This is a genomic window from Allosaccharopolyspora coralli (genome assembly GCF_009664835.1).
GTDB classification, from domain to species: Bacteria; Actinomycetota; Actinomycetes; order Mycobacteriales; family Pseudonocardiaceae; genus Allosaccharopolyspora; species Allosaccharopolyspora coralli.
In genome coordinates this window covers 4,054,073-4,074,542 of sequence record NZ_CP045929.1, presented here as the reverse complement: position 1 = coordinate 4,074,542, position 20,470 = coordinate 4,054,073, and the positions used below count along the sequence as shown (strand labels likewise).

The 20,470-nt window shown below is 69.6% G+C and carries 17 protein-coding genes; 9 read left to right on the top strand and 8 right to left on the bottom strand.

Annotated elements, in window-relative coordinates:
• Window positions 1-600: 600 nt before the first annotated feature.
• The gene (locus GIY23_RS18940) at window positions 601-3,030 is read right to left on the bottom strand and encodes a sigma-70 family RNA polymerase sigma factor (RefSeq protein WP_228717386.1); all 2,430 of its coding nucleotides are present in this window, start codon (window positions 3,028-3,030) and stop codon (window positions 601-603) included.
• A gap of 79 nt (window positions 3,031-3,109) precedes the next feature.
• On the opposite strand from GIY23_RS18940, the gene GIY23_RS18935 reads away from it, so the two are divergent.
• The 3 genes from GIY23_RS18935 (at window position 3,110) to purE (ending at window position 5,841) form a co-directional block, all read left to right on the top strand.
• A complete protein-coding gene (locus GIY23_RS18935) occupies window positions 3,110-3,925 on the top strand; it encodes a hypothetical protein (RefSeq protein ID WP_228717385.1) in 816 nt (271 codons plus the stop codon).
• A 56-nt stretch (window positions 3,926-3,981) separates the two neighbouring features.
• The gene (locus GIY23_RS18930; protein WP_154077894.1) at window positions 3,982-5,166 is read left to right on the top strand and encodes a 5-(carboxyamino)imidazole ribonucleotide synthase; all 1,185 of its coding nucleotides are present in this window, start codon (window positions 3,982-3,984) and stop codon (window positions 5,164-5,166) included.
• Between the two features lie 189 nt (window positions 5,167-5,355).
• Window positions 5,356-5,841 carry a 5-(carboxyamino)imidazole ribonucleotide mutase gene (gene purE / locus GIY23_RS18925; protein ID WP_154078971.1) on the top strand — a complete coding sequence of 162 codons (486 nt, stop codon included), beginning with the start codon at window positions 5,356-5,358 and terminating at the stop codon, window positions 5,839-5,841.
• A 322-nt stretch (window positions 5,842-6,163) separates the two neighbouring features.
• Here the strand turns inward: purE and GIY23_RS18920 are convergent, their stop codons facing one another.
• From GIY23_RS18920 to GIY23_RS18905, 4 genes are read right to left on the bottom strand one after another with little or no spacing between them, the layout of a single operon-like run.
• The gene (locus GIY23_RS18920; RefSeq protein WP_154077893.1) at window positions 6,164-6,955 is read right to left on the bottom strand and encodes a thioesterase family protein; all 792 of its coding nucleotides are present in this window, start codon (window positions 6,953-6,955) and stop codon (window positions 6,164-6,166) included.
• 45 nt (window positions 6,956-7,000) lie between these two features.
• Window positions 7,001-7,723 (bottom strand): TIGR03089 family protein, encoded by a 723-nt coding sequence (locus GIY23_RS18915; RefSeq protein ID WP_154077892.1) that lies wholly within the window; start codon window positions 7,721-7,723, stop codon window positions 7,001-7,003.
• Between the two features lie 51 nt (window positions 7,724-7,774).
• Window positions 7,775-8,989, bottom strand: a complete 1,215-nt coding sequence (locus GIY23_RS18910; protein ID WP_154077891.1) for an LCP family protein — start codon at window positions 8,987-8,989, stop codon at window positions 7,775-7,777.
• Window positions 8,990-9,042: 53 nt separating this feature from the next.
• Entirely contained in the window at window positions 9,043-10,719 is a 1,677-nt protein-coding gene (locus tag GIY23_RS18905; RefSeq protein ID WP_228717384.1) for an LCP family protein, read from the bottom strand.
• A gap of 338 nt (window positions 10,720-11,057) precedes the next feature.
• On the opposite strand from GIY23_RS18905, the gene rfbB reads away from it, so the two are divergent.
• Window positions 11,058-12,047, top strand: a complete 990-nt coding sequence (rfbB, locus tag GIY23_RS18900; RefSeq protein WP_154077890.1) for a dTDP-glucose 4,6-dehydratase — start codon at window positions 11,058-11,060, stop codon at window positions 12,045-12,047.
• Complete coding sequence (gene rfbD, locus GIY23_RS18895; protein ID WP_154077889.1) at window positions 12,044-12,973, top strand: dTDP-4-dehydrorhamnose reductase; 930 nt, start codon at window positions 12,044-12,046, stop codon at window positions 12,971-12,973. The genes rfbB and rfbD overlap by 4 nt, the downstream gene beginning before the upstream one ends.
• A 24-nt stretch (window positions 12,974-12,997) precedes the next feature.
• On the opposite strand, the gene GIY23_RS18890 is transcribed toward rfbD, so the two are convergent.
• On the bottom strand, window positions 12,998-14,065 hold the full coding sequence (locus GIY23_RS18890) for a glycosyltransferase family 4 protein (RefSeq protein WP_154077888.1): 1,068 nt from the start codon (window positions 14,063-14,065) through the stop codon (window positions 12,998-13,000).
• Window positions 14,049-16,580 carry a glycosyltransferase gene (locus GIY23_RS18885; protein WP_154078969.1) on the bottom strand — a complete coding sequence of 844 codons (2,532 nt, stop codon included), beginning with the start codon at window positions 16,578-16,580 and terminating at the stop codon, window positions 14,049-14,051. The genes GIY23_RS18890 and GIY23_RS18885 overlap by 17 nt, the downstream gene beginning before the upstream one ends.
• Window positions 16,581-16,723: 143 nt before the next feature.
• On the opposite strand from GIY23_RS18885, the gene GIY23_RS18880 reads away from it, so the two are divergent.
• From GIY23_RS18880 to GIY23_RS18865, 4 genes are all read left to right on the top strand, one after another.
• Window positions 16,724-17,173: a YbaB/EbfC family nucleoid-associated protein gene (locus GIY23_RS18880; RefSeq protein ID WP_154077887.1), complete on the top strand. Its 450-nt coding sequence runs from the start codon at window positions 16,724-16,726 to the stop codon at window positions 17,171-17,173.
• Complete coding sequence (locus GIY23_RS18875) at window positions 17,173-17,499, top strand: type VII secretion target (protein ID WP_154077886.1); 327 nt, start codon at window positions 17,173-17,175, stop codon at window positions 17,497-17,499. Before GIY23_RS18880 ends, GIY23_RS18875 begins: the two co-directional genes overlap by 1 nt.
• Window position 17,500: 1 nt before the next feature.
• On the top strand, window positions 17,501-18,385 hold the full coding sequence (locus GIY23_RS18870) for a hypothetical protein (protein WP_154077885.1): 885 nt from the start codon (window positions 17,501-17,503) through the stop codon (window positions 18,383-18,385).
• A 155-nt stretch (window positions 18,386-18,540) separates the two neighbouring features.
• A complete protein-coding gene (locus GIY23_RS18865) occupies window positions 18,541-19,056 on the top strand; it encodes a DUF6346 domain-containing protein (RefSeq protein ID WP_154077884.1) in 516 nt (171 codons plus the stop codon).
• An 82-nt stretch (window positions 19,057-19,138) separates the two neighbouring features.
• On the opposite strand, the gene GIY23_RS18860 is transcribed toward GIY23_RS18865, so the two are convergent.
• Window positions 19,139-20,365, bottom strand: coding sequence for an MFS transporter (locus GIY23_RS18860; RefSeq protein ID WP_154077883.1), 1,227 nt, complete (start codon window positions 20,363-20,365; stop codon window positions 19,139-19,141).
• Window positions 20,366-20,470 lie beyond the last annotated feature (105 nt).

The window sequence follows — 20,470 nt, the reverse complement described above, 5'->3', positions numbered from 1 at the left end:
AGTGCGCGAGGTTCCCGTCGATGCAACGCAGCAGAGACACGATGTCGCGGTAGCGATCCCTGAGAGCGCGATTGGGAACTTGGGGAGGTGGTCCGGTGCCGCCGCCCCAGTTCGCGCCTCGCGGCGTTGGGGTCCTCTTGAGTACCAGGCGTACGCGGCGAGAACCCCGGCCTTGCGAGGCACGAACTCCGAACGCCGGAGCTTCTCACCTTGCAGAGGCTGGGCACGTATGACGCGTGCCCTACGGGCACAAAAGCCAGTTCCAAAATGCCCTCTGAGCGGCTGGTTCCAGATTCTTTCGTGGTGAGCCAACCTGTTGCGGAACTCGTGCACGCGGCTCACGGGCCGTTCGATAGTGATCCTGGCTCGATCGAATGCGTTCGGGAACCCGGCGGCCAGATCACGCCACAGCGTTGTTGTATACCGCTTGGCCAGAAGGCGCTGCCCACCCGTGGGCGGCGTCTTCTTCGCGTCGCGCACAACAGGCTCTGAGCTGCGTTCCGTCTCTGATCCGTGCGAGGGCAGTCGAACCGCCACTTCAGTGACAGCGACACGGGCGCACGTCGACATCCGTCCCAGCCCGAGCGCTCGGGGCGGGCGTCACCGGCCGAGTGCGGGATGCTTCCGCTCTCCGTTACCCGTTGCGCTTCCCTCGGTCGGCCCGGAACTCGGCGGGCCGACGCCGCTCGTGCCGGTGGTGGGGCCTCCGGTCTCGCTCGGAGTCGGAACGTCCGTCGGCCCGGTCGTCGTGGGGTCCGGCGGGTCCGAGGATGTCGGTTCCGGTGAGGTCGTCGGGGGATCCGAGGATGTCGGGGGAGGCGTTGTCGTGGGGTTCGACGTCGTCGGGTCGGGCGAGGTCGGCTCCGTGGTGGTCGTCGGATCGGGCCGGGTCGTCGTCGGCGGATCCGAGGTCGTGGTCGGGTCGGAGGTCGTGGTCGGATCCGTGGTGGTCGTCGGGTCCGTGGTGGTCGTCGGGTCGCTCGGCGGCGCCGGAGGTGTCGGCCGCTCGTCCGGCGGGAGCCACGGACCCACCAGCCGCACGTCGACCGCTGAGGCGTCGCTCGCCGTTCCCAGCGCTGCCGTCACCGGGATGGTGAACGTGCGGTCGGGTGGCGAGCTGGCGGCGGCGGGCCGCACTTCGCGCCGGTCCGCGTCTGCGCCGGGAAGCGTCGTCACCATGAAGTCGCGTTCGAATTCCTTGCCCGGCGGGAGTTGCCCCGTCCTGCAGCGGACCTCTCCCGGAGCGGTTCGGCAGCCGTAACTGCCCACGACCCGCAGGCCGTCCGGCACCTTGGCGACCATCTCGGCCGGCGCGGAGGTGGTGCCGGTGTTGGTCATCTCGACGCGGACGCGGCTGAACGGGCCGCGGCTCCACGCCTCGCTCGCCCGCACATCCACCTCGTCCGTCGGCCGCGGCGTCACGGCGACCGGGATCGCGGTGAGGCTCAGCTCGCTGTCCGGACCGGCGGAAACGGTTCCGGTGACCTCGCCGTCCTCGGCGTCGCGGTCGGCGCGGACGACGAAACCGAACTCCGTGGAGCTGCCCGGCGCGAGTCCCCCGTCGGTCGTGCACGTGATCGTTCCCTCACCCCCGTCGCAGTCGATCGACGGAGCGGAGGCCGCCCGGACCTGCGGCATCGAGGCCGTGATCCCCGGCGGCAGAGTCAGCGTCGTGGTCACCGGCTCGGACTCGCTGCCGCCGGTGTTCGTCACGCGGACCGGCATCGGCTTCGCTGACTCGCCCGCGACGAGCTGGACCGCCCCCGAGGGGCCGGACACGCTCAGCGACGCGGGTTCGGGGGCCGGCACCGCGTCCGGCGCCGAGGCAGGCGGCGGGGCAGGCGGGTTCGGAACCGGAGGTTGCTGCTGAGTCGGTGGCGCCGGTGCCTGCGGTGGGGGCGCGGGCGCGTCTTGCTCAGGAAGCTCAGGTGCCGCCGGGGGCTGTTGCGCTGGTGGGAGCTGCGGGGCCGGTGCGGGGGCTGGCTGCACCGGTTCCGGCCGGGGTTGGGCCGACGGCTGCGGCTGCTCGCCCGCGCTCACGCCGAGCACGACGGCCGCGACGAGAGCCACTCCCGACACCGCTGACGTCACCATCTGCCGAGCCGTAGCGTTCCCGAACTCCGTCGCGGCGCCCGTCGCGCTCGCACCACCCGCCGTGACCCCTGCAGCCGTCGTGGAGCCCTGGGTGGCGGCCAAGTATCCGGCGGCGCCCGCTCCCAGTACCAGCGGCGCGACGACCGAACGCAGCCCACCGTTGACGTCCGCCAGCTCGGCGGCCAGCGTGCGGCAGCGTTCGCAGCCGTCCAGATGCGCCTCGACCTGGGCGGTCTCCCGCTTGGCCAGGCCCCCGCGCGTCCAGGACCCGAGCCGCTCGACGGTGGCCCGGCAGTGTTCGACCCCCGGGCCGGCGTCGGCGAGTTGCCCGAGGTGAACCTGCAGGTAGGCCTGCCGCAGCCCTTCGCGCGCCCGGTATGCGAGGGCCGAGACGCCGTTCGGTGTCAGCCCCAGCAGCGGCGCCACGTCGGAGGGCTTCTGGCCCTCGATCTCGACGTGCCACAGCACCGCCTGCCACCGTTCCGGCAGCCGCGCGAACGCCCGCGCGGCCAGCGACCGTTCCAGTCCCGTCACGGCCGGGTCGTCGAACGACTCGCCTCCGTCCGCGCCGGGGACCGCGGTGACGTCCTCCGACAGTTGCAGCTTCTTGTCCCTGCGCGTGCGGTCGTAGGCGGTGTGGCGCAGCGAGGTCAGCAGGTAGGCGCGGAACGCCGAGGTCGGCCCGCCTCCGGAGCGAAGCGCGTCGAGGACCTTCGCGAACGTCTCCGAGACGAGGTCGTCCGCCTCGGCCGCGGACTTGGCGACTTGCCGCGCCATGGAGTAGGCCGCACCGACGTGCCGGTCGTAGAGCTCGGCGTAGGCGTCGGTGGAACCGTGCCGCACCGCGTCCAGGAGTTCGTTGTCGCCGGACCCCTGGGATTCGGACGGATCCGCAACCACAGTTGTTTCCTCTCGGACGTCGTCGTTGTCGTCCACCGCTCGCCGCGACGGTGGCCGGGGCACACCGTCACTGCTCGCGAAGTCGTACGTCCCCCCAGTGCAGACGAGAGGGGTGATGAGTATGCGGGAGCAGCCGAGCGGATGTGAAGCGCGGTTCACCTATGCGGGTGTGCACACGCTGCGGGCGCGGTGGCGGACCACCAGTTTCGCCGCCGGGTGGCCGTTCCCCGGTGACTGGGCTTCTCCGGCGGTCGACCGCGTCTGCGAGGCCGCCGTCGGTGCCGGGGATCTACGCCAGCGCCTCGGCGAACTCGGTGGTGAGCGGGCCGGTGCCGGGGTGGGTCTCGACGGCACGCTGCAGGACCTGGCCGCGATGCACGCCGCGTGCGCGGACGCCGAGGACACCGGGCTCGTCGTGGCCGACCCCGATGCCGTACCGGCGTGGATGATCCGTGTCACGGCCAGCGGGTGGGCGGACGGGTCCGCGGGGAAGGCGATCGCCCGCGAATCGACGGACGCGCTCACCGGACTCACCACGGTCAACTATCTCCGGACCCGGCTGCACGAGGTGTACCGGGAGGCGGCGTCGGCTCGACGCGAGCCCCGCGCGGGCTACGCGCTGCTCACGGTGACGATCGAGGTCCCGGAGGACGGTTCCGGATGGAACAGGGCGCAGGCGATGATCCTCACCGCCGCCGCACTGCAGCGTGTGTTCGACTCCGGCCAGACCCTGTCGCTGCTGCGCCCCTCGACGGCCACCGTCTTGGCAGCCAGGGGCGACCGGCTGCACGCTCGCCGCGCCCGATTCGAGACGGACGTGCCCACTAGGCTCGCGAACGATCCGTCGCTGAGAACCGCGTGCGTCCGGGTCAGCGACGTCGCGCTCCCCGCCACCCACCAGCGCGCGTGGCAGCTACTCGACTGCTTGTGACCTCGGGGACACCACCTCAGCAGGAATGCGGGGTGGGCGGCTAGGCTCTCGTGTTCGTGGACAGCAACACTGCAACGCCTGTGGTCGGCATGATCGGCGGAGGCCAGCTGGCGCGCATGACGCACCAGGCGGCGATCCCGCTCGGGCAGACGCTCAAGGTGCTGGCGACCTCGGAGACCGACCCTGCCGCCCTCGTCTCGCCCCGGATCGAGATCGGTCACCACACCGACGTCGACGCGCTGAAGTCGTTCGCCGTAGGCTGCGACGCGGTGACGTTCGACCACGAGCACGTCCCCGGTGAGCATCTCCGCGAGCTCGTCGCGTCCGGGGTCGCGGTGCACCCGGGACCGGACGCGCTGCTGCACGCGCAGGACAAGCTCGTCATGCGCCGGCGGCTCGCCGAGCTCGGTCTGCCGGTGCCGCCGTTCACCGAGGTCACCACCGCCGACGACGCGATCGAGTTCGGTAGCCGGCACGGGTGGCCGTTCGTGCTCAAGACCGCGCGCGGCGGCTACGACGGCCGTGGCGTGTGGACGCTGGCGACCGAGTCGGAGGCGCGGGCGCAGGTCACCGAGCTCCTCGACTCCGGCGCCGCCCTGCTCGCCGAACAACGCGTCGCGCTGAAGCGGGAACTCGCCGTCCTCGTCGCGCGCTCGCCGTTCGGGCAGGGAGCCGTGTGGCCGCTGGTGGAAACCGTGCAACGGGACGGAATCTGCGTCGAGGTCCTCGCCCCCGCACCGGAGGCCTCCGACGAACTCCGGCAGCAGGCCCAGGACATCGCACTGTCCGTTGCGGACCAGCTGGGTGTCGTCGGCGTCCTCGCGGTGGAGTTGTTCGAGACAGAGGCCGGGCTCGTCGTCAACGAACTCGCGATGCGGCCGCACAACTCGGGCCACTGGACCATCGAGGGTGCACGAACCTCCCAATTCGAGCAGCACCTGCGAGCGGTTCTCGACTACCCGCTCGGCACCACGGATCTCGCCGCGCCCGCCGTCGCGATGGCCAACGTGCTCGGCGCCGAGCAGCGTCCCGCGATGAAGCTCGACGAGCGGGTCCACCACTTGTTCGCCCGGTTCCCCCACGCCAAGATTCACCTGTACGGCAAGGCGGAGCGGCCCGGACGCAAGGTCGGCCACGTGACGGTGCTCGGCGAGCAGATGACCTCGGTGCGCCGGGAAGCAGCGCTGGCCGGGCACTTCCTGTCGCACGGCGTGTGGTCCGACGGCCACCCGGTCCACTGAGAAGCCCCGCACGTACGCAGCGGCGACCCAGGCTTTGCGAGTGACAACCTGGAACACCGGAGTTCATCGCCGTGCTTGGGCTGAGCGCGCGAAACCATGCCGTGACGGGCATCAGGACAAGGGCGAAGACAGGCACTGAGGAGAGAGGTGCACGAGGTGGCACAGGAACAGCCGTTGGTCGGCCTGATCATGGGCAGCGACTCCGACTGGCCGGTGATGCAGGATGCCGCGACGGCGCTCGACGAGTTCGAAGTGCCGTACGAGGTCGGGGTGTACTCCGCGCACCGCACACCGCAGCGGATGCTCGACTACGCCCGTGAAGCCGCCGACCGCGGGCTCCGCGTGCTCGTCGCGGGCGCGGGCGGTGCCGCGCACCTGCCGGGCATGGTCGCCTCGGCCACGGTGCTGCCGGTGATCGGCGTTCCGGTGCCGTTGAAGTACTTCGACGGTCTGGACTCGTTGTTGTCCATCGTCCAGATGCCGGGCGGCGTTCCCGTCTCGACCGTGTCGGTCGGGGGCGCGCGCAACGCGGGCCTGCTGGCGGTCCGCACACTCGCGACGGACTCCGGCGAGCGGGGCGCACGGCTGCGCGAGCGGATGGCCCGGTTCCAGGACGAGCTCGAGAACCTGGTGCTGGACAAGCACGCCGCGCTGCAGGAGCGGGCTCAGGACTGAGGTGCATTCGGGGAACTGGCGTTTGTGCCCGTAGAGCACGCCGCAAAGCGCATTTGGGAACTCGCTTTTGTGCCCGTAGGGCACGCCTCATACGTGCTCAGCCTCGACAGGGTGAGGAGCTCCGGCGTTCGGAGTTCGTGTCTCGCAAGGCAGGCGTTCTCGCCGCGTACGGCGTGGTAATCAAGAGGACTCCAACGCCGCGAGGCGCGAACTGGGGCGGCGGTACGGGACCACCCACCCAAGTTCCAAAACGCCTTCTCTCACTGACCCGCCGGGGCGCGGCGGTACCGGACCACTCCCCGAGTTCCACAGTGCCCTCTGATCAGCCGAGCTGGTTGGCCAGCACCGATTCGGTGACGTGCCCGATCGCGCCCTGAACGTCGGAGAGCACCGCGTGGACGACACCGACCCCGGTCGCCTGCACGTCGCGCTGAACCTCCATGCCGAGCCAGTCGCCGGTGAGTTCCCGGTGCAGGGACAGTGTGATGTCGCTGTTGATGAACGGCCCGTACGGTTTGCGCAACGGTGCGGCACCGTTGACGCAGTCGGCCAGCACGGCGGTGTGGACCAGCGGGGACATCCGCTCGCCCGGCACGAGCGGCAGGGGCATCCGCAACCACACCCGGCTCGGGCTGCCGCCGAACTGGTCGGAGACCCAGCGCACCTCGGTCACGTCCTGCACGCCCCACCGCAGCGAGCCCGCCGCCGCGGGCAGCAGCTGTCCCGGCTCCAGCGTCGCCGGTAGCGGGTAGTCCGGCCGGGTACGGCGAACGGGCTCGCCGAGATCGGTGCGGCGCAACGCTTGTGCGGTCACCCGAGCCATTTCGACGCCCTCGGAGAACAGCGCGGTCTCGATCACCTGGAGACGTTTGCCGTCGCGGATCGTGCGGCTGGAGACTTCCAACGGAACATGCGGCACCGGGCGCATCAGGTCGAAGGTCAAGCGGGCGACGTGGAAGGGTGAGTCGGCGCCGCCGAGGTGCTGCTCCACGGCGCGGCTGAGCAGGCCCGCCACGGGGCCGCCGCCGGTCAGCTCGCCCCACGGGCTCCCGGCGGCCCTGGTGGACACGAAACGCTCACCCTCGGGGCGGAACAGGCTCTGATGCTCGGACACGGCCCAGATACTACTCGCCGGTAACCGGGAGTCGTAGGGCGTGTGTCACCGCTCGTGGTCGCCGAGATCGGTGGTGGTGCGCTCCGTTTCCCGCCTGCCGGGGAGCTTGGCCGCGTCGGCGTTCGAGCACTGCACCAACGACCCCTGGGCGAGCAGCACGGCGAGGAAGCCGTCGAGCACACCGGACTCCAGTGTCCAGTCCAGGGTGGACAGAACGCGCGTCGAGCCGTCGAAACCGAGCTCCGTCGCGCGGGTCCTGGCCAGGCCGAGCAGTTCGTCCACATCGGATCCCAGCAGGGCCTTCGTGGAGCCCGGAATCGGCGTCGTCGGGGCGAACTCGTCCCCGTGGATCCGGATGTCGGAGACGTAATCCGCGATCCCGGAGGGCAACCCGTGTACCGGAGCGCCCATCGCGTCGAGACCGACGGCCGCCGCCGCGTGCGCACCGTCGGCCGAGGACAGGTCGGTTGCGGGAACGAACGCGACCTCGGCTCCTTCCGGCTCGGCGACCACATGGGCACCGCACCACCATGCGCCGAGCAGAACGCCCGCCGTCTGCCAGTGTGCGGGCAGCAGAACCGCCACCGGGGCGCCCGGTTCGAGGTCGATCTCGTCGACGAGCCAGTTCGCGGTCTTCGCGGCCCAGTTCGCCGTGGTCGCGCGGGAGAGTTCGATGCGGGCACCGGTCGCGTCGTCGTAGTGCGTGATCAGCGGCTTCGGTGAGCCTTCCGCCAGCAACGGCGCCAGCACGGCCTGCGTGACACTCATACTCCGACCCTATCCACTCCGCCGCCGCGCTCGCCGGGCACCACGGTCCCGTCAGTTGACGCAGGGGATGCCGGTGGAGCTGATGCGCGGCGGTGGGTCGGGAACAACCGGGGTGTCCGTGGCAGCGGTACCCGGCTCGGGCGGGGTCGGGGAGTCCTCTGTCGGGGTCTGGCGGTGTGCGGTGCCGTCGAGTCGCATCGCACCGGCCGGAGCGATGCCCGCCGGGCGCTGGCCGGGCGGGCCGGAGGCAAGGCCGTCTACGAACCGGCGTGCCTCGTTCGGATCCACGGTCACGATGCTCTGCCCTCGGTCGTCTCTGGCGCCGACGTCGGCGACCGGCAACGTGACGAAGTGGACTCCGCCGGAAGCGAGCCCCTGCATCTGCTGGGCGAACCCGACGATGTCCCACTCCTGGTCGAGAACCACCGACTTCCGGGCGGCCGCCATCAACCCCTCGAGTTTCGCCGGGTCGGTCAAGGTGCCGGTGGAGAGGACCTTGTTCGCCAGAGCCGCCATGAACACCTGCTGGCGCACGATCCGGTCGAGGTCGCCTCTAGGCAGGCCGTGGCGCTGCCGCACGAACGAGAGCGCGTCGCCACCGGCGATGGTCTGCTCGCCCGCGGCGAAGTCGGCCCCGGAGTCCTTGTCGCTGGTGGCCTGGTTCAGACACACGTCCACGCCGCCGATGGCCTCGGTGACCTCGTAGAACCCGAGCAGGTTCACCTCGGCGTAGTGGTCGATCCGCACCCCGGTGAGTTGTTGGACGCTGCGGACCAGGGTGCGCTGCCCGGCGAGTGCCGACTCGCGCTCCACTCGGGACGAATCGGTTATTCCGTCCGCACGGAGCCCGTCCGCCGCGGTTCGCTTCGCGAGGCCGTACACGGCGTTGGCCTTCTCCGGTCGCGAGTCCGGGACCTGCACCAACGTGTCGCGGGGGACGGACACCGCAGTCGGAGCGGAACCGTTGTGCGGGACTCGTACGAGGATCAACGTGTCCGTGTTGAGACCGTTGGTGCTCTCGGTGCGCAGTTCCTTGAGTACCGACAGCGGCAGCGGGTTGCCCTGCGCGTCGGTGCGACTGTCGTTGCCGACGAGCAGAATGTCGGTCGCCGCGTCGTCGGCCGACGGCGCGTCCGGGATCTCCCGCAACACCTCGGAGCTGGTCACCGAGTCCTGGAAACGGTCCAGCATCGTCCACCCCGCGGCGGTACCCGCCAACGCGAGCAGCGAGGCCACGGCGACGGCGGTGCGGCCGAGGACAAGCATGCGTGAGCCTTTTTGGTTGCCAGAGCCACCAGAAAGACTCACGCCCTCGCGCCTCAGAAGACGCACGGCACGCCGTCGGCGGTGATCGTTTGCTCCTCGGTTCCGCTGGACGGCTCCTGCGCGGGTTGCGGCTTGGCCTGGCGCGCACCGTCGAGCTGCATCGGGCCGCTGCCCGCGAAGTTCTGCGCGCCCGGGCCCTTGTAGTCGTCGCCGAGGTAGATCGCGGCGCTCCCGCTGGTCAGCTCCGAGCTCTCCTCCACGGAGATGCCACCGAGGCTGTCGGCGATCTGCTGCGCGACCTCGGCCTCGCCGGGAGCGTGCTGCACGACCGACTTCGACATGGACTCGGCGTTGCCGCTGTCACCCTCCTGGTACCCCTGGTCGCCGAGCTTGCTGCGGACCTCGCCCGCGAGGCCGCTGACACCGGAAGCGTTGTAGACGTTGACCGTCGTCTCGGCCCGTTGCGCTTCCTTCGCCTCGTTCTGCTGCTGCTTGGCGGCCCGCTCCTTCGGCGGCAGCAGCAGGTCGTCGACGAACGTCTGCACCTTCTGCTTGTCCGCGGTCACATCCTCGGAGCCCGACGACCCGTCGAGCTCGACCGGAATGGTGTGGAACTCGATGTTGCCCGCGGCGATGCCCTGCATCTGCTGCGCGAACTTCATCACGTCCCAATTGTCGTCGAGCACGATCGACTTCTGCAGCGAGGTGACGAGGTCGCTGAGCCGCGAGGGATTCGCCAGGGTTCCGCTGGAGAGCATCTGGCGGGCGAGGCCGGACATGAACACCTGCTGGCGGACGACACGGTCGAGGTCCCCACGAGGCAGGCCGTGGCGTTGCCGCACGAACGCGAGCGCGTCGGCACCCTGCACCTTCTGCGGGCCCGCGTCGAAGACGGCGCCGGAGTAGTCGCTGTCGTCCACGGGTTCCTTCAGGCACACCTCGACGCCGCCGACGGCCTTGGTCATCTCGTAGAAGCCGAGCAGGTTGATCTCGGCGTAGTGGTCGATGCCCACACCCGAGAGCTTCTCGATGGTTTGCACCAGGAACTTCTGTCCCTGGGCGGTGCTCTTCTTCTCGAGTTCCTTTTCGTCGGTGACGCCCTCGGATTCCAGTTTCGTCCGCGCTGCCTGCTTTGCCCGCCCCATCGCCGAGTTCAGCTTCTGTTCGCCGAAGCCCTGGCCGAGTTCGACGAGCGTGTCGCGGGGGAACGAGACGGCGCTGGCCCGGCCGCCGCCGTTCGGGATCCGCATGAGGATCATCGTGTCGGTGAGGTCGCCGCCCTCGTCGTCGGTGGTGCGCAGCTGCTTGAGGATCTCTTCCGGCAGCGGGTTGCCCTGGGCGTCGGTGCGGCTGTCGTTGCCGACGAGCAGGATGTCGGTGGCGCCGTCCGACTGGTTGAGCCCGCTGCCGATGACGTCGTTGGTGCTCAGGCCGGCGTTCAAGCCGTGAAGGGTGCCCCACGCGTAACCGGTGGTTGCGAAGATCATCACCGACAGCAGTGCGATGACGACCCGTCCGATCGGGGTGCGGCGGTTCCGGCGCCGCGGCGCCCACGTGTCGGAAGGTGGCGGCGGTGCCGGTGCCGGAGCCGGGTGGCGAGCGGGCCTGTCGGCCTGCGGCGGCCGGCGACGCTGGGCGTCGGGGCGTGGTGGAACGCCGCGGGTGGGGCGTCCCTGCGGGGTGCCCGGTCGCCCCTGCGGGGTGCCGGGCCTGCGCGGCCGGTCGTCCACGCCGAATCCTCTCTCGGACTGACTGCACCACTCGCCGGAATCCGGCGAGCATGATCCACCTTCCGTCGGGGAAGGTTATCCGCGGCGTCGTCGGCGCGGGACCCGGACGGTCGCACTCGGTGATATCACTCACTCGAGTGACGCGCGGCAGCGGCCCTCGGTTGCTCGGGACCTCACATTCGTGCCGTGCGCACGTGACAGACTGACACCCGTCCTCCCGCCCGGAACCGATCACCCTGAGATGGTCGGCTCCGGACGTGACGGTACCGATCACGTCCCGGCGGTGCTCCGGCGGTGCACGCGGTCGACCCGCGGGCGGTTCCACTCAGGAAGGTGCGATGCGAGTTCTGGTCACCGGCGGAGCGGGTTTCATCGGCTCCCACTACGTGCGGCAGGTCCTCACCGGCGCCTACCCGGCGTTCGCCGACGCGACGGTCACGGTCCTCGACAAACTCACGTACGCGGGCAACGAGCAGAACCTCGCGCCGGTCGCCGATCACCCCCGGTTCCGGTTCGTTCGTGGCGACGTGTGCGACGCCGCTCTGGTGCGCGACCTGGTGTCCGCGACCGACGTCATCGTGCATTTCGCCGCCGAGACGCACGTGGACCGCTCGATCGTCGGCGCGTCGGACTTCGTGGTCACGAACGTCGTCGGCACCGACACGCTGCTGCAGGCCGCGCTGGACCACGGCGTCGACAAGCTCGTGCACGTCTCGACCGACGAGGTCTACGGCTCGATCGAGGACGGTTCGTGGCCGGAGGAGCACGCGCTGGAGCCGAACTCGCCGTACTCCGCGGCGAAGGCGGGGTCGGACCTGCTCGCCCGCGCCTACTACCGCACGCACGGGTTGCCGGTGTGCGTGACGCGGTGCTCGAACAACTACGGCCCGTACCAGTTCCCGGAGAAGGTGCTGCCGTTGTTCGTCACGAACCTGCTCGACGGCGAGCCCGTCCCGCTCTACGGGGACGGGCTCCACGTGCGGGACTGGCTGCACGTTGACGACCACTGCCGCGGTGTCCAGCTGGTGGCCGAGTCCGGCCGCGCGGGTGAGGTCTACAACATCGGCGGTGGCATCGAGCTGACCAACAGGGAATTCACCGAACGGCTGCTGGCCGAGATGGGGCTCGGGGAGTCCTGGATCCGGCCGGTCGAGGACCGCAAGGGCCACGACCGGCGGTACTCGGTCGACTGGACGAAGATCCGCACGGAGCTGGGTTACGAGCCGCAGGTCGGTTTCGCCGAGGGGCTCGCGGACGTGGTGCGCTGGTACCGCGAGAACCGCGACTGGTGGGAGCCGTTGAAGAAGGCCACCGGGGGTCGTCGATGACCCGGCTGGCGGTGCTCGTGCCGGGCGGGCGCGGACAACTCGGTTCGGAGCTGCGTCGCCTGCTCGCCGGGGCCCGCCACAGCCTGGTGCACGCACCGGGATCGGGTGAACTGGACATCTCCGACCCGGAGGCGGTCGTCGACGCGGTCGAGTCCTTCGCGGAGACCGCGCGGGACACCGACCTGCGCCCGGTGGTGATCAACGCGGCCGCGTTCACCGCGGTCGACGCGGCCGAGGACGACCCGGCTCGCGCGGCGGCGGTCAACGCGACAGGTCCCGGCACGCTCGCGAAGGAGTGTGCGGCTCGCCGGCTGCCGCTGCTGCACGTCTCGACCGACTACGTCTTCGGCGGCGACGGAACCGAGCCGTACGAACCGGACGCCGAGACGGGACCGAAGACCGTGTACGGAAGGACGAAACTCGACGGGGAACGAGCCGTGCTCGACGCGGGCGCTCACGCGTGGGTCGTCCGCACGTCCTGGGTGTACGGGGCGACGGGCAGCAATTTCGTCAAGACGATGGCGCGACTGGCCGTCGAGCGGGAAACGGTGTCCGTCGTCGACGATCAGGTCGGATCGCCGACGTGGGCGGCGGATCTGGCGCGTGGACTCCTGGAGCTCGCCGGGCGGGTCAGCGAACGGCGCGGGCCGCAGCGACGGGTGCTGCACTGCACGAACTCCGGTCAGACGAGCTGGTTCGAATTCGCACGCGCGGTGTTCGAGGAGTTGGAGCACGATCCGGAGCGGGTGCGTCCGTGCACGACCGCCGAGTTCCCCCTTCCGGCGCCTCGTCCCGCGTACTCGGTCCTGTCGGGAACGGCGTGGCGTGAAGCGGGTCTGTCGCCACTGCCCGCGTGGCGCGAGTCGCTCACCACCGCTCTCGCTGACAATCCGGAGGCCTTCGTCCACAGTGACGCCCCCGCGTGACCCGTCCGGTGTTCTCGGACGCGATCAGGCGAGCGCGTGATGGTAGGCGGTGAGGGTGCTTTCGGCGCAGGCGCGCCAGGTGTAGGTCGCAGCGTGTGCGCGTCGCTGCGACCTCGTGGTCGGCGGTGTGGTGAGAGCGAGCCGGAGTCCGGTGCGTAGTGCGTCGGCGTCGCCGTACGGGACCATGACGGCCTGTCCGTCGGTGACCTCCCGAAGCGCCGGAATGTCCGAGCACACCAGGGGAATCCCGCACGCCAGCGCCTCCAGCGCGGTAAGCCCGAAACCCTCGTCGCGGGAAGGGAGGACGAGTGCGCTCGCGCCTCGAACGATCCGGCGCAGCACTTCGTCCGGCACGTGGCCGGTACGCACCACGTTCGTGGGAGCCGAGGTCGTTGCTGGGCCGACGTGAACCAGTGGCGGCAGCTCACGATCCAGCGCGGAGTACACCGTGGACAGTCCCTTGCGGGGCACGTCCCCACCGACGAACACCAGGTACTCCGACGGTAGCCGGTATCGCTCCCGCAGCGTGGAATCCGGTGGCGACGCGGCGAACCACGCCCTGTCGACCCCGAGTGGAGTGACGTGCACGGTCTGCTCGGGAACGTCGAACCGTTCGATCACCGACTCGGCCACAGCGCGGGTCGGCGTGCACACGGCCGCTGCTCGCCGGACGGACCGGCGCACCAGAGTCGGAAACTCGCGGCCCCGTCGCGGCAGCTGTTCCGCGTGGTTCAGAAAGTCGAGGTCGTGCACGGTGACCACGCCGCGACCGCGACACGACGGCGGCAGCACGAAGTTCGTACCGTGTACCAGGTCCTGGCCACGAGCCAACAGTTCGATCGGCGGGAACTCGACGCGTGCCCAAGCGGAGTGCAGGGCGGAGGCCACCAGGGGAATCCCGGTCACCGTCGCCGTTTCGGGCCGTTTCCTCCGCAGCTCCCGCCAACCCCGGAGGGTCAGGCCGATCAGCGACACGTCCACGGTGGACGTCAGTTCGTCAATCAGGCATGCGGTGTAGCGCCCCACTCCCGTCCTTGCCCCGACGAGCGGTGTCCCGTCGAGCAGGACCCGCGGCTCACCTCCGCCTGCCACCGCGCAGCTTCTCGCTCGCGATGCGCCGGACTCTCCCGGTCGCCCGGCGTGCGACCTCGGTCGGCCCGCCCGCCGTCAGGTACCGACGAACCAGGTCCATGTCGTGTCGCAGCATTTCGCCGCTGTGCCAAGGAGGTGTCTTCACCAGCGGCGCCGAGTTCGGCAGCCGGTCCGGTGCCGGACGCGGGTCGCGGCAGAACCGCGTCAGCGGCTCCAGCACCGACTCCCACGTGAACGACTCCCGCACGTCGGTGATGCGGTCCCGGCACGCGGCGGCGAACTCGTCGTCGTAGAGCACGTTGTCGAGCGCGTTCGCCAGTGCGTCCGGGTCGTCCGCCGGAACCACGACGCCGAGCCCTTCGCCGCGCACCAGATCCGCGAACGAGTCTCCGTCCGTCGTCACCACCGGAAGCCCCGCCCACAGATAGTCCAGGACACGGGTGCGGAACGCGAACGTCGTCTCCACGTGCTCGAAGTGTGTCGTCACCCCGCAGTCGGCGTCGAGCAGGTAGTTCTGGCGCTCACCGTAGGGAACCCAGCACTCGTTGAAGAACACGTGCTTGTCGGTCAACCCCAGCCGCGCGGACAACTGCCGGGTCCGGTCTGCGATCCCCATCTCGGGAACCCCCGGGTTGGGATGTTTCATGCCGAGGAAGAACAACCGCAGGTCGCTGCGCCGGTCGGCGAGGCGGTGCACGGCGTGCAGCAGGGTCAACGGGTCGAACCAGTTGTAGACGCCGCCCGCCCAAATGACGATCTTGTCGTCGGCGCCGATTCCCGGCTGATGGCCGCGCAGGGCCGGCCCGGTGCGGCGCGGTGGCACCGAGGACAGCCCGAACGGCACCACCGACAGCAGTGACCGAGTCGTCGGGTCGTTGTCGTAGACGGTCGGCGTCAGGCGCCCGAGCGACGCGAGGTGACCGAGCCAGAAGTGCCGCTGCCGCTCGGAGGCGCACAGGACGAAATCACCGCGCTCCAGCTGCGAATTCAACACCCCGGTCACGCCCGCGAGATCCCGGACCCGGCGCTCGTCGTCGGTGTCGCGGCCCTGCTCCAGCAGTTCCAGATGCATCGGGTCGTAGACGTCGCAGACCACGATCTTGGTGGAGTCGAGGCGTTTGAGCTGGGGCGTCATCTCGAGGATGTGGCCCTGCAGCACGACGACGTCGGCCCACTCCACCTGCTTCTGCAGCTGTTTCGGTGTCACTGTGAACACCGGGAACGCCGATTCCGGGGCCGTGCCGGAACCTTCGCGGTTGACGCTGACCAGGCGCACGTCGTGTTCGGCGGCGAGCACGTCGGCCATGTGCCAGGAGCGGATCGCGGGCCCGGCCATGCGTTCGGAGATCGGATCACCGGTGACGACCGCGATCTTGCGCGAGCGTCCGAACACCGCGTCGAGATCGAAGACGTCCACGAGGGCCTCGTGTGCGGCGAGGTAACGCGGCAGCGGGTAGGCGGGCTCCATCGCTTTGCGCATCAACGGCACCAGGTCGGTGTCCGTGCGCACCCGGGCTTGTTGTTCGATGGCGCGCGATTCCCGCAGGGACGGCAACAACTCGACGAACTGGTCGATGGCCAGCACCCCGGCCAGCGCCTCGCGCGACACGCTCACCCCGGCCTCGTCGTCGGCGGGATTCTCGGGTCGGCGCGTGATGTCGAGTTGGGTCGGGTCGATCTCACCGCGTGCCGTGGAGCGGCGCACCGCCAGCGCGAGCGCGGCGGGAAGTGCTGTCGCCAGCGTTTCCTCGGAGACGTTCTTGTACAGCGCTGCGAGGGCGTTGCGTTCCAGCAGGTAGTACTCGCGGGCCGAGGACACGGTCGCCATCGAGGCGTGATGGCGGTGGTAGGCGACCGAACGCGGCTCGTAGCGCACGCGCCATCCGCGCAGGTTGAGTCGCCACCCCAGGTCCACGTCCTCGTAGAACATGAAGAACCGGTCGTCGAAACCGCCGAGCGCGGTGAACAACTCGGCGCGCACGAACAAGGCCGAACCGGTGCCGAAGAGCACGTCACGGGCGGAGTCGTGGGAACCGTCGTCGACGTCGCCTGCGTGCCGCTTGTAGCCCATGCCGAACCAGGTGAGGCCGCTGTCGACGAAGTCGACGTGCCTGCCTTCCCAATCGAGGACCTTGCTCGCGACGGCACCGACGGTCGGTTCCGCGCGCAGCACGGCGACGGCCGTGCGCACCCAGTCACGTGCCGGTCGCGCATCGTTGTTGAGGAACGCCAGCACCGCGCCTTCCGCGTGCTGTGCGGCGAGATTGCACCCGCCCGCGAAGCCGAGGTTCGTCTCGGACTCGACGAGCCGCACTCCGTCGACGGCACGAAGCCGCTCGGCGCTGCCGTCGCCGGAGCCGTTGTCGACGCAGACGACGTCGAGTTTGTCGGCCGGGTAGTCCAGCTCGTCGCGCAGCGCACGCAGACAGGTGAGCGTGTCGTCGGCGCCGCGGTAATTCACCACGATCACCGACACGACGGGCAGGTGGGCGCCACTCGCGCTGCGGTCGGACATCTCAGGCACGCCCCAAGCCTGCACCATCGGCCCCGGCGAGATGTCGGCGACGGGTGAATTCGGACGTGCGGCGGTGTCCCGCGATGGGAACCGTTCGGGTGAGTGATGCGTCCGAATGATCACACTCAGCGAAAGGGGTACCGGTGACGACCGATCCGGACGCCATGCTCGCCGGTTGGCGGCAGCAGATCGACCAGAAGATGCAGCAGGCGCAGCAGCTCCAGGACGCCGCCAAGGCGGTTCAGGTCTCGCAGACCAGCAGGGACGGTGTGGTGACGGTCACCGTCGACCACACCGGGAACCTGGTCGGGCTCGACCTCGCCGACGCGGTACTGCGCAAGCGCCCGGCCGAGATCTCAGGCGAGGTGCTCGACACGCTGCGGCAAGCACAGTCGAAGCTCGCCGAGCGGATGCGGGACGTCATGCAGCCGGTCACTGGCGACGACTCGGACACCTTGGAGGCAGTCGTGACCGGCTTCCGGGAGCGTTTCCCGGAGGCGGAGAACGACACGGCGCCGACCTGTCATCCGGCGCCCGCCGACGACGAGGACGACGAAGACGGCAGTTGGATGGACCGCAGGAGGGGCTTCTGATGCCGGACGGAATCGGAGTGCACACCGATGAGATGCGCTCGCACGCGGGCAGGCTCGACGGCGTCGCCGACCGGATCAACACGGCCGCCGACGCCGCAGCTCAGGCGTCGATGGACGGAGAGGCGTACGGAATTCTGTGCAGCCCGATCCTGGTACCGCTGATCGGCACCGTCGAATCAGCGGGCCAAGCCGCGATCGTCGCCGCGAACACGGCGGTCTCGGCGACCGCGCAGGGCATCACCGACATGGCCGACGGATACGACGAGCTCGAGAAGATTCTCGGCGAGACGTTCGCGGCCATCGAGAGGGAACTGGGGAACCACTGACATGAGCAACCCATTGGTAGCCGACGTCCAGCCGAGTGTGATGCCGGAAGACGGCATTGCGGTGATCGACTTCGGCACGGACACGCTGCGAGCTGTCGAGAGCGGCGACTGGTGTGAAGCCGGAATCAACGCTGCCGCCACCGGGCTCGATGCCCTCAGCGTGGTCGCCGACCCGTTCGGAACACTGCTCAGTTCCGCGTTCGCGTGGGCGATGGAGCATGTGGACCCCCTGCCGGAGATGCTGGACTCCCTCGCGGGAAATCCGGACGCCGTCAACGCCAACGCGGAGACGTGGGCGAACGTCTCGCAAGCTCTCGGCGACGCCGCCGCGGACATGGAACAGGCGGTCGCGTCGGACACGGCTGCCTGGCACGGACCGGCGATCGACGCTTACAAGATCGTCGGCGCCGGTGAGGCGATGATGATCAAAGGCGCGTCCGGAACCGCGACGGCGGTCGGGGCAGCTGTCGCCGGTGCGGCTGCCGCGGTCGCCGCCGTGCGCACGACGGTTCGTGACCTGATCGCCGAGGCCATGTCGGACCTGGTGCAGTGGCTCGCGCGGTCGGCGATCGCAGCCGGTCTCACGCTGGGAATGGCGACTCCGGTGCTCGTTGCCGACGCGATCCGGATCGTGGCCAAGTGGTCGAGCCGGGTGGCCGACTGGTTGGAGCGGATCGTCACGTCGATCAAGCGCTTGGCGGACATCGTCAAGCGCGTCAAGCCGATGCTGGACAAGGTGAAGGACACGTTGGAACCGCTCCAGAAGGCGGCCCAGAACGTTCCCGCGTCCAGTTTGACCGCCGGACAGCAGCTCGCCAGGAACGCCACGGTCTCCGGAGCGCAGATCGACGACAAACCTTATGCGCAGACGACCGGAGAGCAGTGAGCGCGCCAGCCGTGGTCCAGTGCTGGATCGGTGGTCACGAGGATCATGGCGATGCACGGGTGTGTCCCGCAGTGCGACGTCGTTTCGGAAACAGGACTACCACTCGCACCGGTGGGCGCGAGCGCGAGAACGTCACGTGACGACAGGAGATAGTGGTGCGGCAAACACATGGTGGCTCGATCGTCCGGTGGGTGTTGATGCTGCCGGTCGGGGTCGGCATCATCCTGTGCACGGTCTGGGCGGTCGGGTTTCACGGCATCAGCGTCTACGGCGAGCGGGTGGTCGACCGGGGAGTGGCCGTAGCCGAGAACTGCGAGTTCGGCGGTCCGTTCCACGCCCGCGGTTTCGGCATGTGGTCGACCTGCGAGGCGGAGGTCACCTGGGCGGACGGCACGGTCGAGTCCCGCGAGTTCCTCCGGTCCCAACTGACCGACGCGGATCTCGGCCGCCCTGTCGAGGTGGTGGAGCGCGAGAGCTTCCGGGGCCGCGGCAACGCTCCGGACTACGAGGTGTATCGGGCGGACTTCCTGCCGAGTTCGGCATGGGGCTATCTCTTGTACGCGCCGATCGGCCTGGGCGGCGCCCTCTGCCTGGTCGCCGGCCACCGGATCTGGTCGCACCTCAAGGCGACGACGAAGCGACCAGCAGACCCGGCTCGCCACCCGCGCTGAGCACGCACCCCCGAGCAACGGTCACGTTCCCTGGCTACCGGGCAGCGTGAGCCTTTTTGGTGGTCATAGCAACCAAAAAGGCTCACGCATGGGAGGCGGCGGTGAACGATCGTCGAAGCACGATGACTGTCGTTGCTGTCAGGCCGCCCGCTACCGCGATGGCTGATGCCGGCCCGATGGCCGAGGCGAGGACACCGACGGCTACGGTGCCGAGCCCCTGGGCCGTCATGAGTCCGCTGCTGAACAGGCCGAAGCCTCGCCCGCGCAGGTGTGCGGGAACGAGTTCCGCGAAGGCCGCCTGTAGCGGCAGCGAGTAGGCGACACAGGCTCCTTCGAAGATGAGCAGCGCCATCCCGGCGGCCAGTCCGGGATGTGTGGCGAAGGCAAGCAGTGGTACGCCAGCGAGCAGGGCGAGGGGAAGAGCCAGACGTGCGCGCGTGACAGGACGCAACATCCGGGCCACCACCACGTCTCCGAGCACCATGCCCACCGGCAACGCCGCGAGGAGATAGCCGGCGCTGCCTTCGGGAAGCCCGGCGCGTGCTGCGTAGGCGACAAGTGTGGACTCGGCTCCGGCCATGACCGCGATCGGCAGCCACAACGCCAGCAGTAGGCCGCGCATGTCTCGGTTGCTGCGCAGTAGGTAGACATTGGTGCGCCACGTCTCGATGGCCGTCGCCCGCAGCGTGAGATCGGGCGTGCGGACGGCGCGGTTCCGCAGACCTAGCCGCCAGATCGCTGCGGCGAGCAGATAACTGCCTGCGGCGAGTGACAAGGCGGCCTGCGGGGACAGAACGGCCAACAACAGTCCGCCTACCGCATAACCTGCGATCTGCATGGTCGAGGAGATCGTCTGAACGATCGAGCGCCCGAGCACGTAGCGGTCTCCGGCGAGGATCTCCGGTAGGAGAGCCTCGGTCGAGGCCGACCGGAGTGGGGCGAAGGTCCCGGCCATGGCCACCAGCACCAGTACCGTCCATACGGGAAGCACCGCCGCAGCCAGGAGCCCGGTGACGGCGGTTTGCAGCAGCTCGTAGGTCACGAGCAGCCGGCGTGGCCGTAGCCGATCGGCCAGCGCGGTCAGCGTGCTGCCACCGATCGCTTGCGGGATGAAACCGGCTCCGAAAGTAACTGCGCTCAGCAAGGCCGAGTTGGTCGCCTTGTACACCAGCACGGACAGTGCGAGGGTCCGCAGCGTCTCGGCCAGCAGCATGAGCAGCTTGCCCACCACGATGACCCGGAACTCGGGTTCGACGAAGACCTCGCCGTACGTGGTCCGCCCGGGCTCGGTTCGATTCTGCGCAGCCATCGCGGCAGCCTCGACCGTACGGAGAAGCCACGCAAAACCTTTTCGTGCTGCAGGGAACGAGACTGCCGATCACCGGAGCAGGAGACGGCGTTAGCCTTTTCGGTG

What these genes read in the sequence shown, in the direction of transcription:
- GIY23_RS18910 (WP_154077891.1), bottom strand. Translation starts at nt 8,989, where the DNA reads ATGCTTGTCCTCGGCCGCACCGCCGTCGCCGTGGCCTCGCTGCTCGCG.
- purE (WP_154078971.1), top strand. Translation starts at nt 5,356, where the DNA reads ATGGGCAGCGACTCCGACTGGCCGGTGATGCAGGATGCCGCGACGGCG.
- GIY23_RS18860 (WP_154077883.1), bottom strand. Translation starts at nt 20,365, where the DNA reads ATGGCTGCGCAGAATCGAACCGAGCCCGGGCGGACCACGTACGGCGAG.
- GIY23_RS18915 (WP_154077892.1), bottom strand. Translation starts at nt 7,723, where the DNA reads ATGAGTGTCACGCAGGCCGTGCTGGCGCCGTTGCTGGCGGAAGGCTCA.
- GIY23_RS18885 (WP_154078969.1), bottom strand. Translation starts at nt 16,580, where the DNA reads ATGTCCGACCGCAGCGCGAGTGGCGCCCACCTGCCCGTCGTGTCGGTG.
- GIY23_RS18875 (WP_154077886.1), top strand. Translation starts at nt 17,173, where the DNA reads ATGCCGGACGGAATCGGAGTGCACACCGATGAGATGCGCTCGCACGCG.
- GIY23_RS18870 (WP_154077885.1), top strand. Translation starts at nt 17,501, where the DNA reads ATGAGCAACCCATTGGTAGCCGACGTCCAGCCGAGTGTGATGCCGGAA.
- rfbD (WP_154077889.1), top strand. Translation starts at nt 12,044, where the DNA reads ATGACCCGGCTGGCGGTGCTCGTGCCGGGCGGGCGCGGACAACTCGGT.
- GIY23_RS18935 (WP_228717385.1), top strand. Translation starts at nt 3,110, where the DNA reads ATGAGTATGCGGGAGCAGCCGAGCGGATGTGAAGCGCGGTTCACCTAT.
- rfbB (WP_154077890.1), top strand. Translation starts at nt 11,058, where the DNA reads ATGCGAGTTCTGGTCACCGGCGGAGCGGGTTTCATCGGCTCCCACTAC.